This is a genomic window from Paenibacillus sp. 1011MAR3C5 (assembly GCF_003591485.1).
Classification (GTDB): Bacteria; Bacillota; Bacilli; order Paenibacillales; family Paenibacillaceae; genus Pristimantibacillus.
In genome coordinates this window covers 1-17,973 of the sequence record NZ_QZCF01000011.1, presented here as the reverse complement: position 1 = coordinate 17,973, position 17,973 = coordinate 1, and the positions used below count along the sequence as shown (strand labels likewise).

General features: G+C 46.1%; 13 protein-coding genes. 5 read left to right on the top strand and 8 right to left on the bottom strand.

Translation table 11 applies throughout. From position 1 onward, the window contains the following. Nucleotides 1-29: 29 nt before the first annotated feature. The 5 genes from D3P07_RS23925 to nirB form a co-directional block, all read right to left on the bottom strand. Entirely contained in the window at nt 30-3,710 is a 3,681-nt protein-coding gene (locus tag D3P07_RS23925; protein ID WP_119803068.1) for an S-layer homology domain-containing protein, read from the bottom strand. 308 nt (nt 3,711-4,018) lie between these two features. Further along, nucleotides 4,019-4,780 carry a hypothetical protein gene (locus D3P07_RS23920; RefSeq protein WP_119803066.1) on the bottom strand — a complete coding sequence of 254 codons (762 nt, stop codon included), beginning with the start codon at nt 4,778-4,780 and terminating at the stop codon, nt 4,019-4,021. 139 nt (nt 4,781-4,919) lie between these two features. Continuing rightward, nucleotides 4,920-5,153 (bottom strand): DNA-binding protein, encoded by a 234-nt coding sequence (locus D3P07_RS27710; protein ID WP_119803064.1) that lies wholly within the window; start codon nt 5,151-5,153, stop codon nt 4,920-4,922. A 299-nt stretch (nt 5,154-5,452) separates the two neighbouring features. Next, entirely contained in the window at nt 5,453-5,809 is a 357-nt protein-coding gene (nirD, locus tag D3P07_RS23910) for a nitrite reductase small subunit NirD (RefSeq protein WP_119803062.1), read from the bottom strand. Between the two features lie 14 nt (nt 5,810-5,823). Next, nucleotides 5,824-8,265, bottom strand: a complete 2,442-nt coding sequence (nirB, locus tag D3P07_RS23905; protein ID WP_259391674.1) for a nitrite reductase large subunit NirB — start codon at nt 8,263-8,265, stop codon at nt 5,824-5,826. 240 nt (nt 8,266-8,505) lie between these two features. On the opposite strand from nirB, the gene D3P07_RS23900 reads away from it, so the two are divergent. The 5 genes from D3P07_RS23900 (at nt 8,506) to D3P07_RS23880 (ending at nt 14,434) form a co-directional block, all read left to right on the top strand. Then, nucleotides 8,506-9,201 carry a response regulator transcription factor gene (locus D3P07_RS23900; RefSeq protein WP_119803058.1) on the top strand — a complete coding sequence of 232 codons (696 nt, stop codon included), beginning with the start codon at nt 8,506-8,508 and terminating at the stop codon, nt 9,199-9,201. After that, nucleotides 9,198-10,574: a HAMP domain-containing sensor histidine kinase gene (locus tag D3P07_RS23895; protein WP_119803056.1), complete on the top strand. Its 1,377-nt coding sequence runs from the start codon at nt 9,198-9,200 to the stop codon at nt 10,572-10,574. Before D3P07_RS23900 ends, D3P07_RS23895 begins: the two co-directional genes overlap by 4 nt. A gap of 64 nt (nt 10,575-10,638) precedes the next feature. After that, a complete protein-coding gene (locus tag D3P07_RS23890) occupies nt 10,639-11,247 on the top strand; it encodes a PepSY domain-containing protein (protein WP_119803054.1) in 609 nt (202 codons plus the stop codon). 100 nt (nt 11,248-11,347) lie between these two features. After that, nucleotides 11,348-12,025 (top strand): PepSY domain-containing protein, encoded by a 678-nt coding sequence (locus tag D3P07_RS23885; protein ID WP_182914488.1) that lies wholly within the window; start codon nt 11,348-11,350, stop codon nt 12,023-12,025. A gap of 654 nt (nt 12,026-12,679) precedes the next feature. After that, on the top strand, nt 12,680-14,434 hold the full coding sequence (locus tag D3P07_RS23880) for a methyl-accepting chemotaxis protein (protein ID WP_182914487.1): 1,755 nt from the start codon (nt 12,680-12,682) through the stop codon (nt 14,432-14,434). A 210-nt stretch (nt 14,435-14,644) separates the two neighbouring features. Here D3P07_RS23880 and D3P07_RS23875 read toward each other — a convergent pair whose 3' ends face one another. The 3 genes from D3P07_RS23875 to D3P07_RS23865 all read right to left on the bottom strand — a co-directional run. After that, nucleotides 14,645-15,277: a CatA-like O-acetyltransferase gene (locus D3P07_RS23875; protein ID WP_119803048.1), complete on the bottom strand. Its 633-nt coding sequence runs from the start codon at nt 15,275-15,277 to the stop codon at nt 14,645-14,647. 63 nt (nt 15,278-15,340) lie between these two features. Then, complete coding sequence (locus D3P07_RS23870; RefSeq protein WP_119803296.1) at nt 15,341-15,973, bottom strand: pentapeptide repeat-containing protein; 633 nt, start codon at nt 15,971-15,973, stop codon at nt 15,341-15,343. 465 nt (nt 15,974-16,438) lie between these two features. Continuing rightward, nucleotides 16,439-17,973, bottom strand: a 1,535-nt coding sequence (locus tag D3P07_RS23865; RefSeq protein ID WP_147384564.1) for an S-layer homology domain-containing protein, incomplete at its 5' end; no start/stop codon positions are given.

Genomic DNA, 17,973 nt, shown 5'->3' with positions numbered 1-17,973 from the left:
TTGATGGTGTTTGGACTTCACTTCACTTATTAAACAAGCAATTTATCCAACATGCGGATGATCATCGCAACTGACTCGGCACGGGATGCAGCATCATTCGGTTTGAACAGTCCGTTGCCTTTACCACTTACGATGCCTGCAGCTGCGAAAGCATGGATTGGTTCGGAAGCCCAGTTCGCAGCTGCATCCGAGAATGGGCTGGATGTACTAGGAACGTAGTTAGTCAGCCGAGCAAGCATTGCAACGATCTCAGCGCGGGAGATCTCTTGGTCAGGATGGAAAGAACCATCGCCATAACCTATGATTATTCCTTTGGCCTGTAATGCTGCAATCGCTTCGGAAGCCCAATGCCCTTGTATATCAGTGAAGGAAGAACCGCTTGAAGCCGTTAGACCAAAAGCTTTTGCAAGCATCGTGGCGAACTCGGCGCGGGTTACCTCTCTACCAGGCTGGAAAGAACCATCCGTATAACCCGTTACAATCCCCATCTTAGCGGCACGCTCCACGATGGAAGCACTCCAAGATGATGCTGGTACGTCCGTAAAGCTTGCAGCAGGAGCAGATTTCTCTTTCTCCACAATAGCCTTAACTGCTTCTACATCTACCTTGTCGTTGAAGACAGGCTTCGAAGGCGTTGGTGTCTGTACTGGTGGTGTTGGTGTTGGTGTTGGTGTTGGTGTTGGCGTCGGTGTCGGCGTTGGTGTTGGCGTTGGCGTTGGCGATGGTGTCGGTGTTGGAACCGACGGCTCTGTTGCCTTTGCTTTCACGACAGCAAACTCATCAATCATTTCCCCCGTAATTGTACGTGCCTCTACACGAATCTCTTTCTCGGAAACTTTAATAGCGGAATATACCGGGACATCTTCATCAAAGATATAATTCAAGTAATGATATTGAGTGCCATCATAGAATTTCCAGCCCGAAGCGCCTCCATCCAGATAGACCGTACCCTTATTAGTAGCTTTGTTTGGCTTTCCAGCCAGCATCGGATAGGTGCGCGCATACACATGATCATGACCGACCAGAACCAAATCAACCTTCTTCTCTTCCAATATAGGCGCAAAATACGTTTGCGTATACTCAACAAGGGATTCTCGGCCATTCTCTGTATGATAGGCAGGACGGTGGAACATAGCAATGGTCCATTTTTTATCATTTTGTTCCAAATCTTTTTCCAGCCATGCTGCTTGAGCTATCATTTGTTCCTCTGTACCTTCCGAATTCAATACGACAATATGAGTATCATCAACCTCAAAAGAGTACGCATATTGCAGTTGGGATTCCGGCCCGTTTTTCGGAAAATTCGCGCCTTTGGTGAATACGTCCTTCCCTTCACTCTTCACATCATGGTTGCCCAATGTAAGAGCAGTTGGAATTGTTGTGGCATAGACCGAAGAGGCTTCCCAGAACTTTTGCCATTCTTCAAATGCGCCACCCGCATCTACCATGTCTCCGCCATGCATAATAAACTGTGTTGACGGATATTGCTTCAAAGCGTTAGTCATTAGTTCCTGATAGATTTGTTGCCCTTGCAATTGATTCGTATGAGAATCTGTAATAAACAAGAATGAAGCCGGTGTTGATTTGTTCTTATCTATCGTAGAATATTCATGCCACTTCGACCAATTGCCCTCAAAGCCTACACGATATTTGTACGTGGTAGCTGCTTTCAATCCTTCAACCCGAGCATTATGAAACCGGATCTCACCCTTCGTTCCATTCTCCTTCATGCTAAGCACTTGAAGTTCACTCTCAGCTTGATCCTGTTTCACTTTATTGATATCCGGGTTTTCTCCTGCTCCCCATATGCTAGCTTCGATGTATTGAATATAAGTAAAGGCTTGGTCTGAATTGGTTTGCCAGGCCACGCTCAGTTGTGAAGACATATCTTCCGCCACATAGGTTTGAATATATTGGGGTTCATCCGTACCATACTTCTCCACAACTTCATAATGGACAACCTTGCTGTTCTGATCACCGTTGACAGCTTGAACCTGGTAGGTTCCAAGCGCCAAAGTAGTCAGGTCTGTCGTAACTTGCCCTTTGGCATCTGTCTTACCAAGGCTGCCGCTCAATAACTGACTGCTAACATCAGCTTCAGAGATATAGCCCGTTGCTTGGCCATCTGGGAAGATAACCTCGAATAATCCATCCTCAGCTTCTGCTGAAGCATAGTATCGCTCACCAGCTTTTGCAACCATTAATACATCGGAGGACATATCATCATCCTCGTATACATTAGACGCGGCAGCGTTAACGGTAACGACTGAGCTTTGCTTCAATAATCCATTGAATGCAATATCCGCACCTTCGTACGGCTTGCCCTCGCGGTCCAATACTGTAAATGTTGAAGATGTGCCCAAACCAACCCCCGCCATTTCCAGTTGATAAGGAAATGCGATGGAATAGTGAACAGGAGCAGCTAACGGAGAGCTAGTCTGAACTTCACCCGCTGTGAGATTCGCATTGCTCATGGAGATGGTTTTGTAATCTTCACCGCGCTCCAACACGGCATGAGAGCTTACTCTGAAGTTAATCGTAACGACGTCATGAGCTGTCGCTGGTACGTGATCAAGCGCGATCTGAACCATTCCTTGCTCATTATCAATATCTGAGGTTAAGGCAACCCCAGTCGCCTGAGCAATGCTTTCAACTTGAAGGGTATTGGCATCATAATGCAATACGAATTCTGCCCGTTCTGCATTCAAATAATCTTTAATACTAACCTGAACAGCGTAGATCTCATTGCTTACTGCTTCCTGGTCAGCCATCATGGACAAACGTTCTCCTGCATTCACTGTGAAGGCGAGCGTTTTCCCTGCCGGATTGCCGTTCTTATCCTTCACTTCAATATCAAGCACATGATAACCGCCATCCACCAATTCTCCTGGATAAGTTAATAAATTTGTATCAGGAGAATAGTTCACTTCACCCGTAATATCCGTTCCATCCAAAAGAACAGCTAATGTATCCAAATCCAGACCCGACCCATGATCGGTCAGCTCAACCTTTAATTCATCAAGCGGAGCGCTTAATACTTCATTCTCCTTAGGAGCTATAGCTGTAATGGTTGGAACATCTTTGTCCTCATCCGATTCCTCATAGATAAAGGCAATATCATCCACCCAAATGGAGCCCTTATTCTTCTTGCTCATATTCGATTGCTTCAATTGGAAAAACAATTCAAGGACAATAGGACCCGATTTCCCCTGCGGAACATCGGCCTCAATATATTTCCAGCCGGACCAGTCGATACCGATCTGACTTTCATCATAGAATTCTGCCTGGAAGGAAGATCCGTCTGCATCTCTAAATTTTGTCGTTAGCAGATGCCCTTCATGATTCCCATAAACCCACATGCCTACTTTAACAGGGTAACCTGTAACGGGGATTCTCCCCGCTTGATAACCTACCTCAATTTGAGAAGGGTTATCTACTATGCCAATCATATCGTAATCAATTCTGGCCGAATATTGTCCATTTCTTACGCGCTTCTTATTATCTTCCAAGTGCAGCGATGCTTCATACATCCGTTTTGGATTAAACTTCACATCCGAGATTCCATCTTCAAAATCTTCAATGACGATGGATGGCATAGCCTCATCTGCCGCATAAATATGATTAGTTTGACCGAATCCGCTGTACAATCCTCCTGCTAGCAACGTGACCATTGATGCGATCATGATTGTCTTACGTAATACTGTTCTCATTGCTTTTCCTTCTCCCTTAGTAAAATGACGATTCAATGAGAACTATAACAGTGCATTGTAAAATTAATGCTCTTAAGCTATTAAGAAATTATGTTGTTTTTTGTACATCGGGCAGGCGTTACAAAAGCGGGATTTGCCAGCCCTTTTACACGCTTAATGAGCATGCGGAGCACTTAAGCTGGAACACCAAAAAATCCACAACCTCATACGGTTGTGGATTGGAATGGAGGCGAGGAGATACCCCTGTCCGAAGATCACGCCTCTGTTGTAGTCAACGATTGAATGTCACCTAGTTCGAGGCTTCGTAACTAGCTTCGAGCACGTTTATTCTGCCGCCGGAACCTGCCGATCATCGCTGGCAACAAAAACAGCATAACGAATAATCCTATTAATATATAAAAGGTTCGAGCTTCCTTTTCTTTTGCGACCATTTGCCCTATATTGTCCCCAATAAGAACTACAGGCTCTTCGTTACCCGAAATAGTAAAAGGTTCTATCTGACCATTGACCGCATGCCCAATGACCGTGATCCGTTCTCCCGGAGAAACTGTACGATATCCATACGCTTTATTTTTATGTTCCTCCACGAAGAGTGGTCGTGTTGTTCCCCCTTCATATATCCGAGATAAGTGTTCCGGCTCCACCGTTTCGCTATCCAGCGGTAACCAGCTCTTATAAAAGAGATACCGATCAGCCTGAATCTTACTATCATTCACACTTATGCTTCCCGATACTTTCGGTTTGGCGTCTTGATCGGGTTTATAATCACAGCTCCTGCTGCATGCCCAATTAAATAATTCCTTCTGCACCAAAGCATAAGTATGCCGCAGTGTGCCTGGTTCCGTTACTTCTATTTCACTGTCAACGAGTCCCTCTAGCCTTACGATTCCTGTAGTATCTGCCGAAAGTTGAACAATCGGCTTGGCGTCTAGGATGACTGATATGGTTTTGCTGGAAATATAAATGCCTAACAGCATACTGGCCAGAACAAGCCAGCCAATAGCCTCAAATACTACCAGGCCCCAATTGACCGGTTTCCCTTTTTTGGGCTGTCTATGCTTTTGCTTCACAATTCATTGCCGGCTCCTTTCCTTTGTGAACTACTACGAAAAAAAATCCACAGCCTCAAGAGGTTGTGGATCTGCATGGTGGAGACCAGGGGATTCAAGCCCTGAACGAAGATACGCCACTCTTGTTCCATGCCCTCTATTAAACAGCCCTATTCGATACAATCTCGTCTACTTCACACTTCAGTAGCAGGTATCTATGGGTACTTCTCATGATCGGGACTTTGGTTAGCTTATATTTATCTACGAAGGTCTTCATTTGGTCTTTGGAGAGACCAAGTAATCCTCCTGCCTCCGTGACGGTTAATACGACTACGTTACTCGTTTCATTAAACGTCTTTTTTACTTTTAGATTCCAGTCTTCAAATACATTCATATTGAGCAGCCTCTCTCATTCCTCATCGATCGGAATACTTCATTATACCATGCCTTCAGACAAACTTCCGATAATTCATTCCAACACAAAACCCAGTCCTCATGCGGACCGGGTTTACATGGTGGAGGCGAACCGTGGATGTACAATTCCACCATTCGCCGTTATGGATGATACCCATTCCGACGAATGCACCACCAGGCATGCGGCTAGTAAATCCTGCAATCGTCTCTTCTCGCGCAATCACTTTTCATTCGACGCGGCCTGCACCCTCCATTCAATGGAAGCATGGGAGGCCCTCTTCATTCCGTAACCGTGCATTCAGGAGCACCGTTTAGCGCGACTTCGACGATACCATTTACCGCTCGGATGTCGAATTTCCGGACTTGGCCCGTGTCTGGCGCTTGGACAAGTCCAGTTTCGAGAGAGATTTTGAGGTCCCGGATCGGGCAATAAATATAATGTCCGCTCACAAGAGCCTCAGCCAAAGTCCCGCCTTTGGCATGCGGCGTTCGATTCTCAAGCGCGTAAAAAATCCCGTCCGTCGTTCGAAAGACGGCAATCTGAACATTGCCCATTCGCACTTCCCGGCCTAAGCCGACTGGGAAGTCTTCAATCAGACCTATGGAAGCGAATGTCGCCTTTTCAGTTCGAAGCATGGTATCTCCTCCTCTTATACCTGTGGATGAACCGGATGATATAGCTTTTGTCGGAGCTCTTCATTTTCGAGCACTTCCTGCCAAGGATCGCGCAAATCCTCAAGCGCTTGGCTCAGCCGTCCTATCAGGCTTATTCGTCCGATCTGATCTTCTACAACTGTCTTCCGCACGTTGTCCAGGCCGATACGTTCTACAAAATCGGAAGTGCGTTCTGCATAATTAGCATTTTCACGATAGTATTGAATGAATGCGTCGCAAATATCGACTAGATCCTCATCAGATTTCACCTTGCAAAGAGCATCCGCAGCTCTTAATTTGATACCGCCGTTGCCTCCTACGAAGATTTCCCAGCCTCCGTCGTTGCCTACGATTCCAATGTCTTTCGTCCCCGATTCGGCACAGTTCCGCGGACAACCGTTGACAGCCATTTTGAATTTTGCCGGCATCCATAGACGTTCATAACGAAGCTCGAGCTCGATTCCGAGGCCGATCGAATCCTGGGTGCCGAAGCGGCAAAACCGAGATCCCACACAAGTTTTGACGGTACGAAGCGATTTGGCGTAGCCGTATCCCGAGGGCATGCCAAGATCGGCCCAGATGGCTGGCAAATCCTCTTTCTTTACACCCAGCAGGTCCAAGCGCTGTCCGCCTGTCACCTTCACCATTTTCACATCGTATTTGTCCGCCACGTCGGCGATCTTACGTAGTTCGTCAGGCGATGTCACGCCGCCGTACATTCGCGGAATGACGCTGAATGTGCCGTCCTTCTGGATATTGCCATGCAGTCGCTCATTCACAAAACGCGAATCCTTCTCGTCTTCATGTTCCTCTGGCCAAATCATGCCCAGGTAATAGTTCAGCGCGGGACGGCACTTGGAGCAGCCCTCCGGTTCGTTCCATCCCAAGACGTTCATGACTTCGCGGACATGTGTGAGATTCTTCTCTCGAATAGCCGCAACAATTTCGTCGCGAGTAAACGGTGTGCATCCGCAAATGCCGGGCTGCTTGGCTGCCGACTTATCGTAGCCATCTCCAAGAGCGTATTGCAACAATTGTTCTACTAGCGGCTTGCAGCCTCCGCAAGAACGGGTCGCACCGGTGCAGGCCTTGATCTGTTCCACCGAATCCCAACCCTCTTCCCGGATCCCTCGAACGATAACCCCTTTCGTCACACCGTTGCAGCCACATACGATTTCTTCGTCCGCCATCGTTTCAACGGCTGACGTTTTCTCTGTCCCTCCGCAGCATTCTCCGCCGCCGAACAGTTGCTTATACAGGTCGTCCGTCATTTCCTTGCCTTCCCGGATGCAACGGGATAGAACGGCGGAGTCGGTCACATCGCCGTAAAGAACGGCACCGACGATCTTGTTTCCTTCGAGCAGCACCTTTTTATAGATGCCTTTCCAGTCGTCGTGAATTCGTAAAACGCGATGTGTCTCCTTCTCTGCATATACGCCTGCCGAAAAGACGTCTACGCCTGAAATCTTCAGCTTCGTCGAGACCGAAGAGCCTGTATAAGGAGCCGTTTCAGCCTCAGCCAACCTTTTCGCAAGTATCGTTCCCTGCTCATACAAAGGGGCCACAAGACCGTAACAGACGCCGCGATGTTCGCAGCATTCTCCGACGGCATAAACATCCGGGACGCTGGTCTGCATGTAATCGTCCACTTTTATGCCGCGTGCAACCTCGATACCGCTGGCCTTCGCCAGTTCCGTGTTCGGAACGATGCCCGCCGCCATCACCACCAAGTCGGCCGCCAGCTCGGTGCTGTCATCGAACTTAAGGCCGGTAACCCGGGATTCACCGGTTAGTTCTACCGTTTTCTTGCCCATCGCGAACTTGATCCCTTGCCGTTCCAGTTCCGTCTTGAGCATGGCAGCCGATGCGGCATCCAACTGACGCTCCATCAAAGTATCGAATAAATGAACGACTGTCGTATCCATTCCGAGCTGCACCAACCCCTTGGCTGCTTCCAGGCCGAGTAAACCGCCGCCTATTACGGTTGCTCTCTTGAATATCTTCGATGCGTCAATCATAGTGTCGCAGTCGGCTATGTCCCTGAACCCGACGACTCCTTCCTTATCTGCACCTGGAATGGGCAGTACGAACGGTAAGGAGCCGGTAGCCAATATCAAAACCTCATACTCGGCCGACTCTCCTGCATCTGTGTATACACGTTTGGCAGCAGTATCGATTCGAACGATTTTTTTGCCCGTGTGCAGCGTAATTCCGTTTTCTTCATACCAGCTGTAACCATTCATAATAATGTCGTTGACCGATTTACTGCCTTCTAGTACATATGACAGTTGAATGCGGTTATAGTTGGGATAAGGTTCTGAACCGTATACCGTAATATCAAACGCTCTTGTTAGCTTTAGTATTTGTTCTAGTGTGCCAATACCGGCCATTCCGTTCCCGATGAGAACTAATTTTTTCTTTTTTCCGCGATTCGTCACGTTCATTCGCCTCCACCATGGGACTATAAAGTAATATTAACGAACGGACGAAGGCATGGATGTGAAGATTGTCACACTAGAACAAAAAACATTGCTCCTGCATAATACACGGTGTTGTATTAGCATCGCTGTGTTGTTTATGATAAAAAGAATCACGGAAAGTCGGCGTTTAACCAAACGAATGTGTTCCATACTAAAAGATGATAACGGATAACGATGTTTCGTAGAGGAGGCGCAATCATGGCTGAGACCCTGTTAGTGGTAGAGGATGAGCGGAAAATTGCAAGGCTGCTGCAAATCGAGCTGGAAAGCGAAGGCTACCAGGTACGAGTAGCATTGGACGGGACAGCGGGCTGGACGGCATTCCTCGAAGGGGGCATTGATCTGATCTTGCTGGACGTTATGCTTCCCGGCATTAGCGGAATCGAGTTGCTGCGGCGCATTCGCTCCGCTGATGCCGATACGCCTGTCTTGCTGCTGACGGCCAAAAGCGCCGTCGAGGACAAGGTATCCGGTCTCGATCTTGGGGCAAACGACTACATCACGAAGCCCTTCGAAATCGAAGAGGTGTTCGCGCGCATTCGCACCGCTTTGCGTCTGGCTGCGCGTACGGAACAGCAGTCGCCTCCCGAAGAGTGGCTGACGGCTGACGATTTAAAGGTTAATTTGCAATCGAGGGAAGTCATGCGAGGCGGAAAAGAACTGGACCTTACGCAACGGGAATTCGATCTGCTTGCGTATTTGCTTCGCAATAAGCGGCTAGTGCTGAACCGCGATCAGATTTTAGCTGAGGTGTGGGGGTATGATTACGCCGGCAATACGAACGTCGTGGATGTCTATATTCGTTATGTCCGCAAAAAAGTAGACGAGGGCTACGGGAAAGAGCTTATCCATACCGTTAGAGGGATCGGCTATGTCCTGAAGGAAACGCCATGAAGCTAAGCAGCAAAATTCATTTATACTCCTCTGTCCTGTTCGCCTCGCTGCTTCTGGCGGCCAATATAACGGTTTATTTTGTTTTTTATTCGCTAACGATTGAACAGGAGCTGCATGCCTTAGCCGCCGAGACCGAACAAGCGGCGGAAGCCATTCGTGCTTCTAATAACCCGCTCGCGACAGAGGAGCTTCTTCGGGCTTATGTACCGGTGTCGGGCATGATCAGACTTACGCAAGAAAAGGCGGGCGGCAGAGCCGGATTACTCGTAACCACTTCATCCGAAACGGCGCTCAGCGAGCAACCATCGGCCTATTCCCCTCAGCGAATCGTAGAGAAGGTCCAGATCGGCCAGAGGGACTACGGTTACGCCTCCATCCCCATTATTGCCGCGGACGGCGCGGTTGCGAATGTGCAAATAACGAAAAGCATGGATGAGTTGACATCGTTGCTTGCTATGCTGCGGCTTGTACTCATTGTTGTGTCCATTGCTGTTATTATTATTGTTCTTTTATCCAGCGGCTTACTGGGCCGGTTGATTATGCGTCCGATTGGCGCCATGACCCGAACGATGAAGGAGATTGCCCGCAGCGGCAAGTTTGTTCGTTTAGAGCAGCACGCGAAGTCCAAGGATGAGCTTGTGCAAATGGGCGAGACTTTTAATGAAATGATCGGCTTGCTGGAGAATAGCTTTCACAAGCAAGAGCAATTCGTGTCGAATGCTTCGCATGAATTGAAGACGCCGCTGACCATTATCGAAAGCTATGCTCGTCTGCTGCAGCGAAGGGGGCTGGAGCGGCCGGAGTTATTCGAGGAATCCGTCGAAGCGATCCGGTCGGAAGCGGTGCGAATGAAAGGAATGACCGAGCAGCTGCTGTTGCTTGCCACCCCGAACCGCCATCAGGAGCATGAACGAAACGTGATCGAATTGCAGCCGGAGGTTGAACAAGCGGCAGCCGGTTTTAGGCGCGCTTACAAAAGGGACATTTACGTTCAAGCATCTGCTGAACCGGTACATGCTTATACGAATGCCGATCAGTTGAAGCAGCTCCTGTTTATTTTGCTCGATAATGCCAGGAAATATAGCCAGGACCGGATCGACATTGAGCTTGAACGAGACAGCCATCATAGCCTTATTCGGATAAAAGACCGCGGAATCGGCATTCCTGCGGCGGAATTGCCGCATGTGTTCGAACGATTTTATCGGGTGGACCCGTCACGCAGCAGAGATCAGGATTCCGAAGGAGGAACGGGTCTGGGCTTGTCCCTGGCCCAAGAAATCAGCCGGGCGATCGGAGCGGAAATTGTGCTGACGAGCGAGGAAGGCAAAGGGACGACGGCCACCCTTCTTTTACCCCTGCCCCAGCAGGAGTAGCGATTCTCATGAAATTGTAATGTACAGCGGTTATTGTAGGGTAAGGCAGATGCGGAAGTGAGGGATGATGATGGGAAAACGGACTGTAAGAATGGGAATTGCTCTTCTTACACTCGCCTTTATAATATTAGGGGGCATCCTGCTTTTTGCGAATTCGCGATCAAGCGGCGATAAGCTGTTGTCCCAAGAGGAAGCAGAGAAAACAATACTCAAACAGTATGATGGCCATATCGTTCATACAACCGTAGAGGGGCAAGCCTATGTTATGCAATTGCGGTCAGATAAAGGCTTATATGAACTGACGATAGACAGATCCACTGCCGCTATTGAGTCTATACGCCAGATTGAGCTGTTCACGGACGCTCCCGGCAAGCCTGCGGAGACACCAGCACCATCGGAGACGGCCAAGCCAAGCCAGTCACCGCCGCCGGAGAAATCGCCAAATCCGTCCGTATTGTTAGAAGAAGCCGACGCTATCACAATTGCACTGGAGAAAGTTAACGGCACGCTTAAAGAAGTAGAGCTGGAGCAAGAAGGCGGCAAATGGTTTTACTTTGTAGAGCTGGAGACAAAAGACGGCCGTGAAGCAACCGTGCAACTGCATGCCGGTTCGGGCAAGGTCCAATCGGTAACATGGGATGACGATGACGATGATGAGGATGATTCGGATTAGTTTATCATCAAATTCTAATGTGGCTGTAATTTCACTCTTAGAAAGCTTGTGTAAAGTAATAAGTGTGAGATGAGCAAGCCATTACGAAAGGATGATAAAGATGAAGAAAAAAGGATTAATTGTGGCCATCGTCGCTTTTGCAGTCATTGGAGGCACCAGCGCTGCCTTTGCATCGGGAGCCGTACCGTACATTGGAAAGGATAAAGCTGCAAAAGCAGCTCTGAAAGAAGTGCCAGGTACCGTTACGGAGCTTGAATTAGAGCATATGAATGGCAAGGCCTATTATGAGGTCGAAGTGCAACAGAAAGACAGCCGCGAGGATACGGATGTATACATCGATGCGACTTCAGGAAAAGTGCTGGCCGTCCATGATGATCGGGATGACGATCGGGATGACGATCGGGATGACGATCGGGATGACGATCGCAAGAAACCGTCCGTGACTGCGAAGCCGGATACGAGCGCTAGTACTAGCAGAAGTACAAAGAATACTGCTGCTGACGGTGCAAAAGTGATCACAAAAGAACGTGCAATCGAACTGGCCCAACAAGCGGTTAAGGGCGAAGTGATTAAAGTGGAGAAAGAACGGGATGACGGCATTCAGAAGTATGAAGTCAAGCTCAAAACAAGCGAAGGCACTGCCGAAGTAGAGATTCATGCGGCGAATGGTAACGTCCTTTCGATTGATTATGATCGCTATGATGACGATCATGATGATGATGATGACGACTTTGATGACTTTGATGACGATGATGACTTCTACGATGACCGTAAGTAAATAAGTGAAGTTAGGCCCAGTCCTCATGCGGATTGGGCTTTTTCTATGTGGAGGCGAGGGTATCGCCTCCTATTTTTATGCGTTGAAAGTAAATATTGATTTTATTTATTGAGACCTATTTTTAATTTCTTTCAAAAAGGGAGCTCTTAACTTGTTACTATGGATTACAACAGAATATCGATCGTTTTTTCTCAATAGAGGAAAGTAATAAGTCACACTCAGAATTACGAACAAGCCTAGAAATACAGAAGAGGACACTTTGAATTTTTTAGAAACATGCATCATTCATCTATCCTTTCCGTATTCTATAAATTCCCACTTTAATAGATAAATTCCTGCTTTCCAAGCACCAACTACCATGCAGCGACAATTTTTTCTCATAAACCTTAAACATCGTCCATACTATACTGCATATCCTCTCAACCACGCAGTTTTACTAACCGCCATGCACACAAGAACGGCCAAAAAGCCTCCAGGCTTCCATTGATTCAGGCGAGATCGTGATTATGTTCAGCCCCCGCTAGATGAAGCTGATCGCTAAATTAACGAAAGATATAGCAGGATAAGAGAAAACATTGTCGAACAACTTATGGGATTGGGATATTTTATTCATTGACATTCATGGCACTAGGACCAAGGGAGAGGAACGGCTTCATGTTAAAACTTAAGAATCGTCTCGCTGTAAAATTATCCATCAGTATTCTGGCGCTGCTCATCATTTTGTCAGCCACTCTCATCTACATGCAAATTCAAAACATCAAGAAGGGTAGCAACGAAACGATCGGCAGCTTTAGTATTCACATAGCCGAAGCATACGCGCAAAGATTCGACTTGAATGCCTACAAACAATTTTTGAAAGATCCGCAAGAAAGTGATTTGTATTGGAGTATCCGCGAAGAAATGGATCAGTTCCGCTCGCAGATTGGCGCACAGTATGTATACACCTTTACGATTGACGACAAAAGACAGCCTATCCTGCTTATCGACGGACAACCTAAGGAATCGGATGCCGCCTCACCAATCGGGGAAATCACCGATGTGCCGGAAGCATCTATTAACGCATTGCTGAACGGGAAATCGTCGAAGAGCGACGTGATCCGCAACCTCGTGTACGGAGATTATATATCTTCATATACGCCTCTACACGATACGGACGGAACGATGATCGGCGTGCTAGGCATCGATACCAATGTGGCCGTTGCAGCCACGATTCATCGGGAGATCATGAAAAACAGCAACCCGTTATTTATTTTGATGGGATGTTTAACCTTGTTAATTTTTGTTCTGATTGCGTGGTTCATGTTCAGAGCTCTGCGACCCCTACGCCTTATCGTAGGCGGCGCGGAAGCCATTGCCCAAGGAGATCTCGCGGAAGCGAAGGCGATTCTGCTCACCACAAGTGTGAAGTCCAGCGATGAAATCGGACAGGCGCATTCCGCTATGAACAAAATGCTGGAGCGGCTGGGTGCCACCCTTGGCGATGTTCTTGGCAATATTGCTGTAACGACAGATGATCTCGTCCATTCTACCGAGCGATTCAGCTTGGAGGTAAACCAATTGCTCTCCTTGAACCAGCAGCTCGAGCAATCCATTACTGAGCTGGCGGACGGAGCGCAGCATCAACGTATTGCAGCCGAAGAGAGTGCAAAATCCATGGAGGAAATTATCCATGCCATCCAGCGAGTGTCCGAAGCCTCCACCGATGTGTCCAACGCTTCCGGTGAAGCATTGGATACGGTCGAACACGGACGCAGTTCCATCAACGGATTGAAAGAGCAAGTCGCTTTAATGTCTCAAGTGGTCAACCAGACAACAACCTCCGTACAAGCGCTGAATACTTATATGGTGGAGATTGAGCCTGTCCTTCATTCGATTTCCAACATTGCCGACCTCACCAAGCTGCTTGCTCTTAATGCTTCTATTGAAGCTGCGCGAGCAGGCGAGCATGGCTCGGGCTTTGCTGTCGTAGCCGGTGAAGTACGTAAGCTAGCGGAAGCCTCCTCGGTTTCAGCAGCGCATATTACCTCGCTGTTGCAGCAAATCCAGGAGGAATCCTCGCAGATCGGATCGTGGATGTTGAAAGAAAGTGATGAAATGGCGAAAAGCACAGAGCTGTTCAACCAAGTGGAACTGCTGTTCAACCATACGGCTGACCGGTTTTTGATCGTGAACGAACAAATTCAGGATATTTCATCCGCTGCCCAAGAGATATCGGCCGGCTCCGAGGAAATCGCCGCATCGGTTGAGCAAATCTCGCAAATCTCCATAACAGCTGCGGAAAACGCGGTAGCCGTCCAATCGATGTCAGCCAATCAGCTAAAAGCCACGAAACGTATAGCCGATACGAGCAAGCAGCTCGAGACAAGGACGACCGGTCTGGAAGAAGCGGTATCAAAATTCAAGCTATAGTCATCTCGTAATAAAAGCTAAAATCCACAACCTCTCGCGGTTGTGGATTTTATGTTTGGTGAGGTCGTCGGGTATCGCCTCCTATTTTATACAGATATGATTAATCGCTTTTCATTTGCTACCGAGCTACATATTACGAGTGCGTTGAAAGTAGATATTAGCTTATTTTCGGATTAGCCACATGTCGCGTTTAGCTTAGATTCACCTAAGTTAAAGGTTCATTTCACGTTGCAGTATTTCAAAAAATGACGTCACATGATATCCATCTACTGTTGCATGATGAACCTTAATATTCACTGGCATCAGCAACTGTGAACCGACTTTTTCGTACTTCCCACTGGTAATCATTGGTGTCAAATTATTTTTGATAGCTCCTGGTTGAGATGAAAAATGTTCAAAATGCATCCAAGGAATTGATGAAATATTCACTACGTTGGGTGGAACAACTCCCATTGGTGCGATATCTGTTGTGTTGGCATACTCTTTTATAAGTTTTTTGTACTCACGGTCAACAGATTTATAATCCGTTAATCCTTCCAACCATAAACTGTAAAATAATTTCGTTTCTTGGTTAAAGTTCGTAAACGTTGGTACTAATTCTTGCCATTCTACTAACTGCTCATCTATGTGAGCATACCTCAAATTCGGAATCTTGTTAACCGATCTTGTTAAATTAAAAATAGAGTAAGCATAAAAACTAATAGATTCGTCTTTGCATTTTTCAACTGCTCGAGTAACATCAATTTTCACTGTCATTTCAAACGTTGTGTCTGTCGACATAAAATAATCATAATAATTTCTTCTTGAAAAATTTTCTAAATCAATGACTTGATAATTTGCCATCTATTTCAACCTCTCATTAATATATTCAAAGTGCGAAGTTAAAAGGGATTAATCGGTAGAAAACTATCGGATTTTTAGGCCTATTAACGAAGCAAATTGTACCGCTTGAGACGTTGATACTGTACATCCTTTTAAATTCTCTATTGAAACAGTTAATGAATCAAAATCGGATGAGCTTATATCAATTCCCTTTAATGGTGTCTCCTCAAAGCTCGCTCCATCTAGATTGCATGAAAGAAATTCTACTTTTTTAAGCTTACAGTCAAAAAGATCAGCGCTTTCTAACGCAGCAGTATCAAAAATCACCTTTTCAAGTTTTGAATTACCGAACGTAACCATATTAAGAATGGAGTCCTTAAATCTTGTATTACCGATATAAGACTTTATTAAGCTGCTGCCAAGTAACTTACAATTAAGAAACTCAACTCGATTCATAGAGGCATTACCCAAATTAGTATTGGATAAATCACAATTCTCAAAGCGCACATCGATGAGATCAATTCGGCTAAAATCCGTATTTGTGAAATTACAATTTCTAATCACTGTTTTATATAGTCGCACTCGATCAAGTGCTTCGTTGGCAAATTCTGAATTGGTCACCATACACATTTCAAATTCCGGATCTTCTTCGTTAAAAATATCTGAAAATCTTTTTTCTGTTAGATCTTCAGGGATCTTAGGTGTGTCAATGTTCACTGTGTACCTACCTACTTTCATACGAATTTAATACATTTATAAACTCTCTAGATATAAACATAAGGGAACACACGTTCTTTTACAAGCCTTGACAATTATGCATTTTCTGATACACAGGATTCATCAAGACGCATAGCTTAATTAAAATTGTCTTGAGATTAGATGGAAAATGGAGAGTAACGAGCTGCAAACAGGATAAATAAAAAGAGCTATCTTAGAATTTCTAAGATAGCTCTTTTCATCTTTCAAGCCAGAGAGTCCGCCCTTGCATCGACTTAAAGACAGAATGAAAATATTCTGTCTTTAAGTGGAGGCGAGGGGTCTCGCCTCCTACAAAATACTGAAGTCCATTCACTCAACTATCAGATAATCAATACACGGGGAAATTATATATCCAATACAACTGTTCTTATAAATAAATGCGGAAGGGGGCTGCCTTCAGTCTGACTTTATTATCCCTATTTATTAAATGAATTCCGCTTTTTGAAGAAATCGCTGAATGATTGCTGCGGTTTCTGCTCTCGTAATATTTTGCAGAGGATGCAGTTTGCCTTTGTATCCACTGATAACGCCGATTTCAATGGTTAACGCTGCAGCTTGACGAGCCCAAGAGGCCAATTGTTCGCTATCTGCGAAATTGATGACTAGTTCTTGCTGCTTCGTATTGTCTATCTCCCTATTCAGCTTCACAAGCATCATTGCCCTGGATAGAATCACCATCGCTTCCTGTCTTGTAATCTTCTCATTAGGTTTGAAGGAACCATCGCTATATCCATCGATCAGCCCATAAGAGTATCCGATCTGAACTGCTTGATAATACCATGCTTTCTCCGCTATATCCTGGAAATCTAACGTCTTGTTAGCTGAGCTTAAGCCTAATGCTCTGATCAAAATAGCCATAAACTCTGCGCGCGTAATTTCGCTATCCGGTAAAAACCGCTGCTCGTCTGCTCCATTAATGACTAGTCTTGATGCCAGGTCATTGATGCTTGATTTGGCCCAATGAGTGGATACATCATTAAAGGATTTCTCATTTTTGATTAGTCCATAGATGCTGTTGCTCATGCTGTTGAGGACAGCATAATAGCGACCGTCTTCTTGTATGATCCTAGTCGGAATATGAATGAGCGTTCCATCAGAGGTTATCTTTACTCCCGTCATGATACGATTCAGGTTTACCCCTTCAGGTATCGCAATACGCCTCTCGATATAAGTATCGAATTGGTTCAGCTCAATTTCTTGGCTGCCATAAACACCTTTTACAGAGAAGCTGACGGGTGGAGCGACAAGTGTGACTTGTCCGTTGCCAGAATCCTTGAACACAAATGCCGAATTAGAAAGAATACTCAACTCTAGCTTGATCTTCATATCCTTCAAAGGGATATTAGCTCCTAATTGATTGCGCCATTTATCAACAGGGACCTGATCTAATGGAAGACTATACATTGCATTTTCCGTAACTATTTGAATGATCGCGTTGCTATTCTCAAAGCTTTGTAGGAGTGATGCATTCAGTTCCCAATTGACAATATCTGATTTATTGCGAACCGCTATTATAATAACCGGATTATTGCCTGCTTCCTTCAACAAACCTTTTAGCTGCTCTTCTTCCAGGATGACCGTTGTTACCTTTTTTCCACCCGTTGTAGTGACGACAGCTTTGGTCGCTTTTTCTGACTTATTACCCGAAATAAGTAAAACTTCTGAGGTTGATGTGCTTTCTGTGGTTCCGGAACCTCCGCTGCTATCTGGACTACCGCTATTGTTTTTTTTGATTTTGAAGTTTACCGTCGCTTCATTCCCTGCTGCATCCATTACGACTAGCGCGTATGCACCTTCAGTAACTATTTCAGTGCCGCTAATAAATGCTATAGTATTCAACTTCGCTGTTCCTTCGGTGAATACAGGAGTTGCTTTCTGATATACCTCACCTTCGGTTACCCCTGACACGGTAGGCGGAGTCGTGTCGATCGTGAAGTTTACCGTCGTTTCATTCCCTA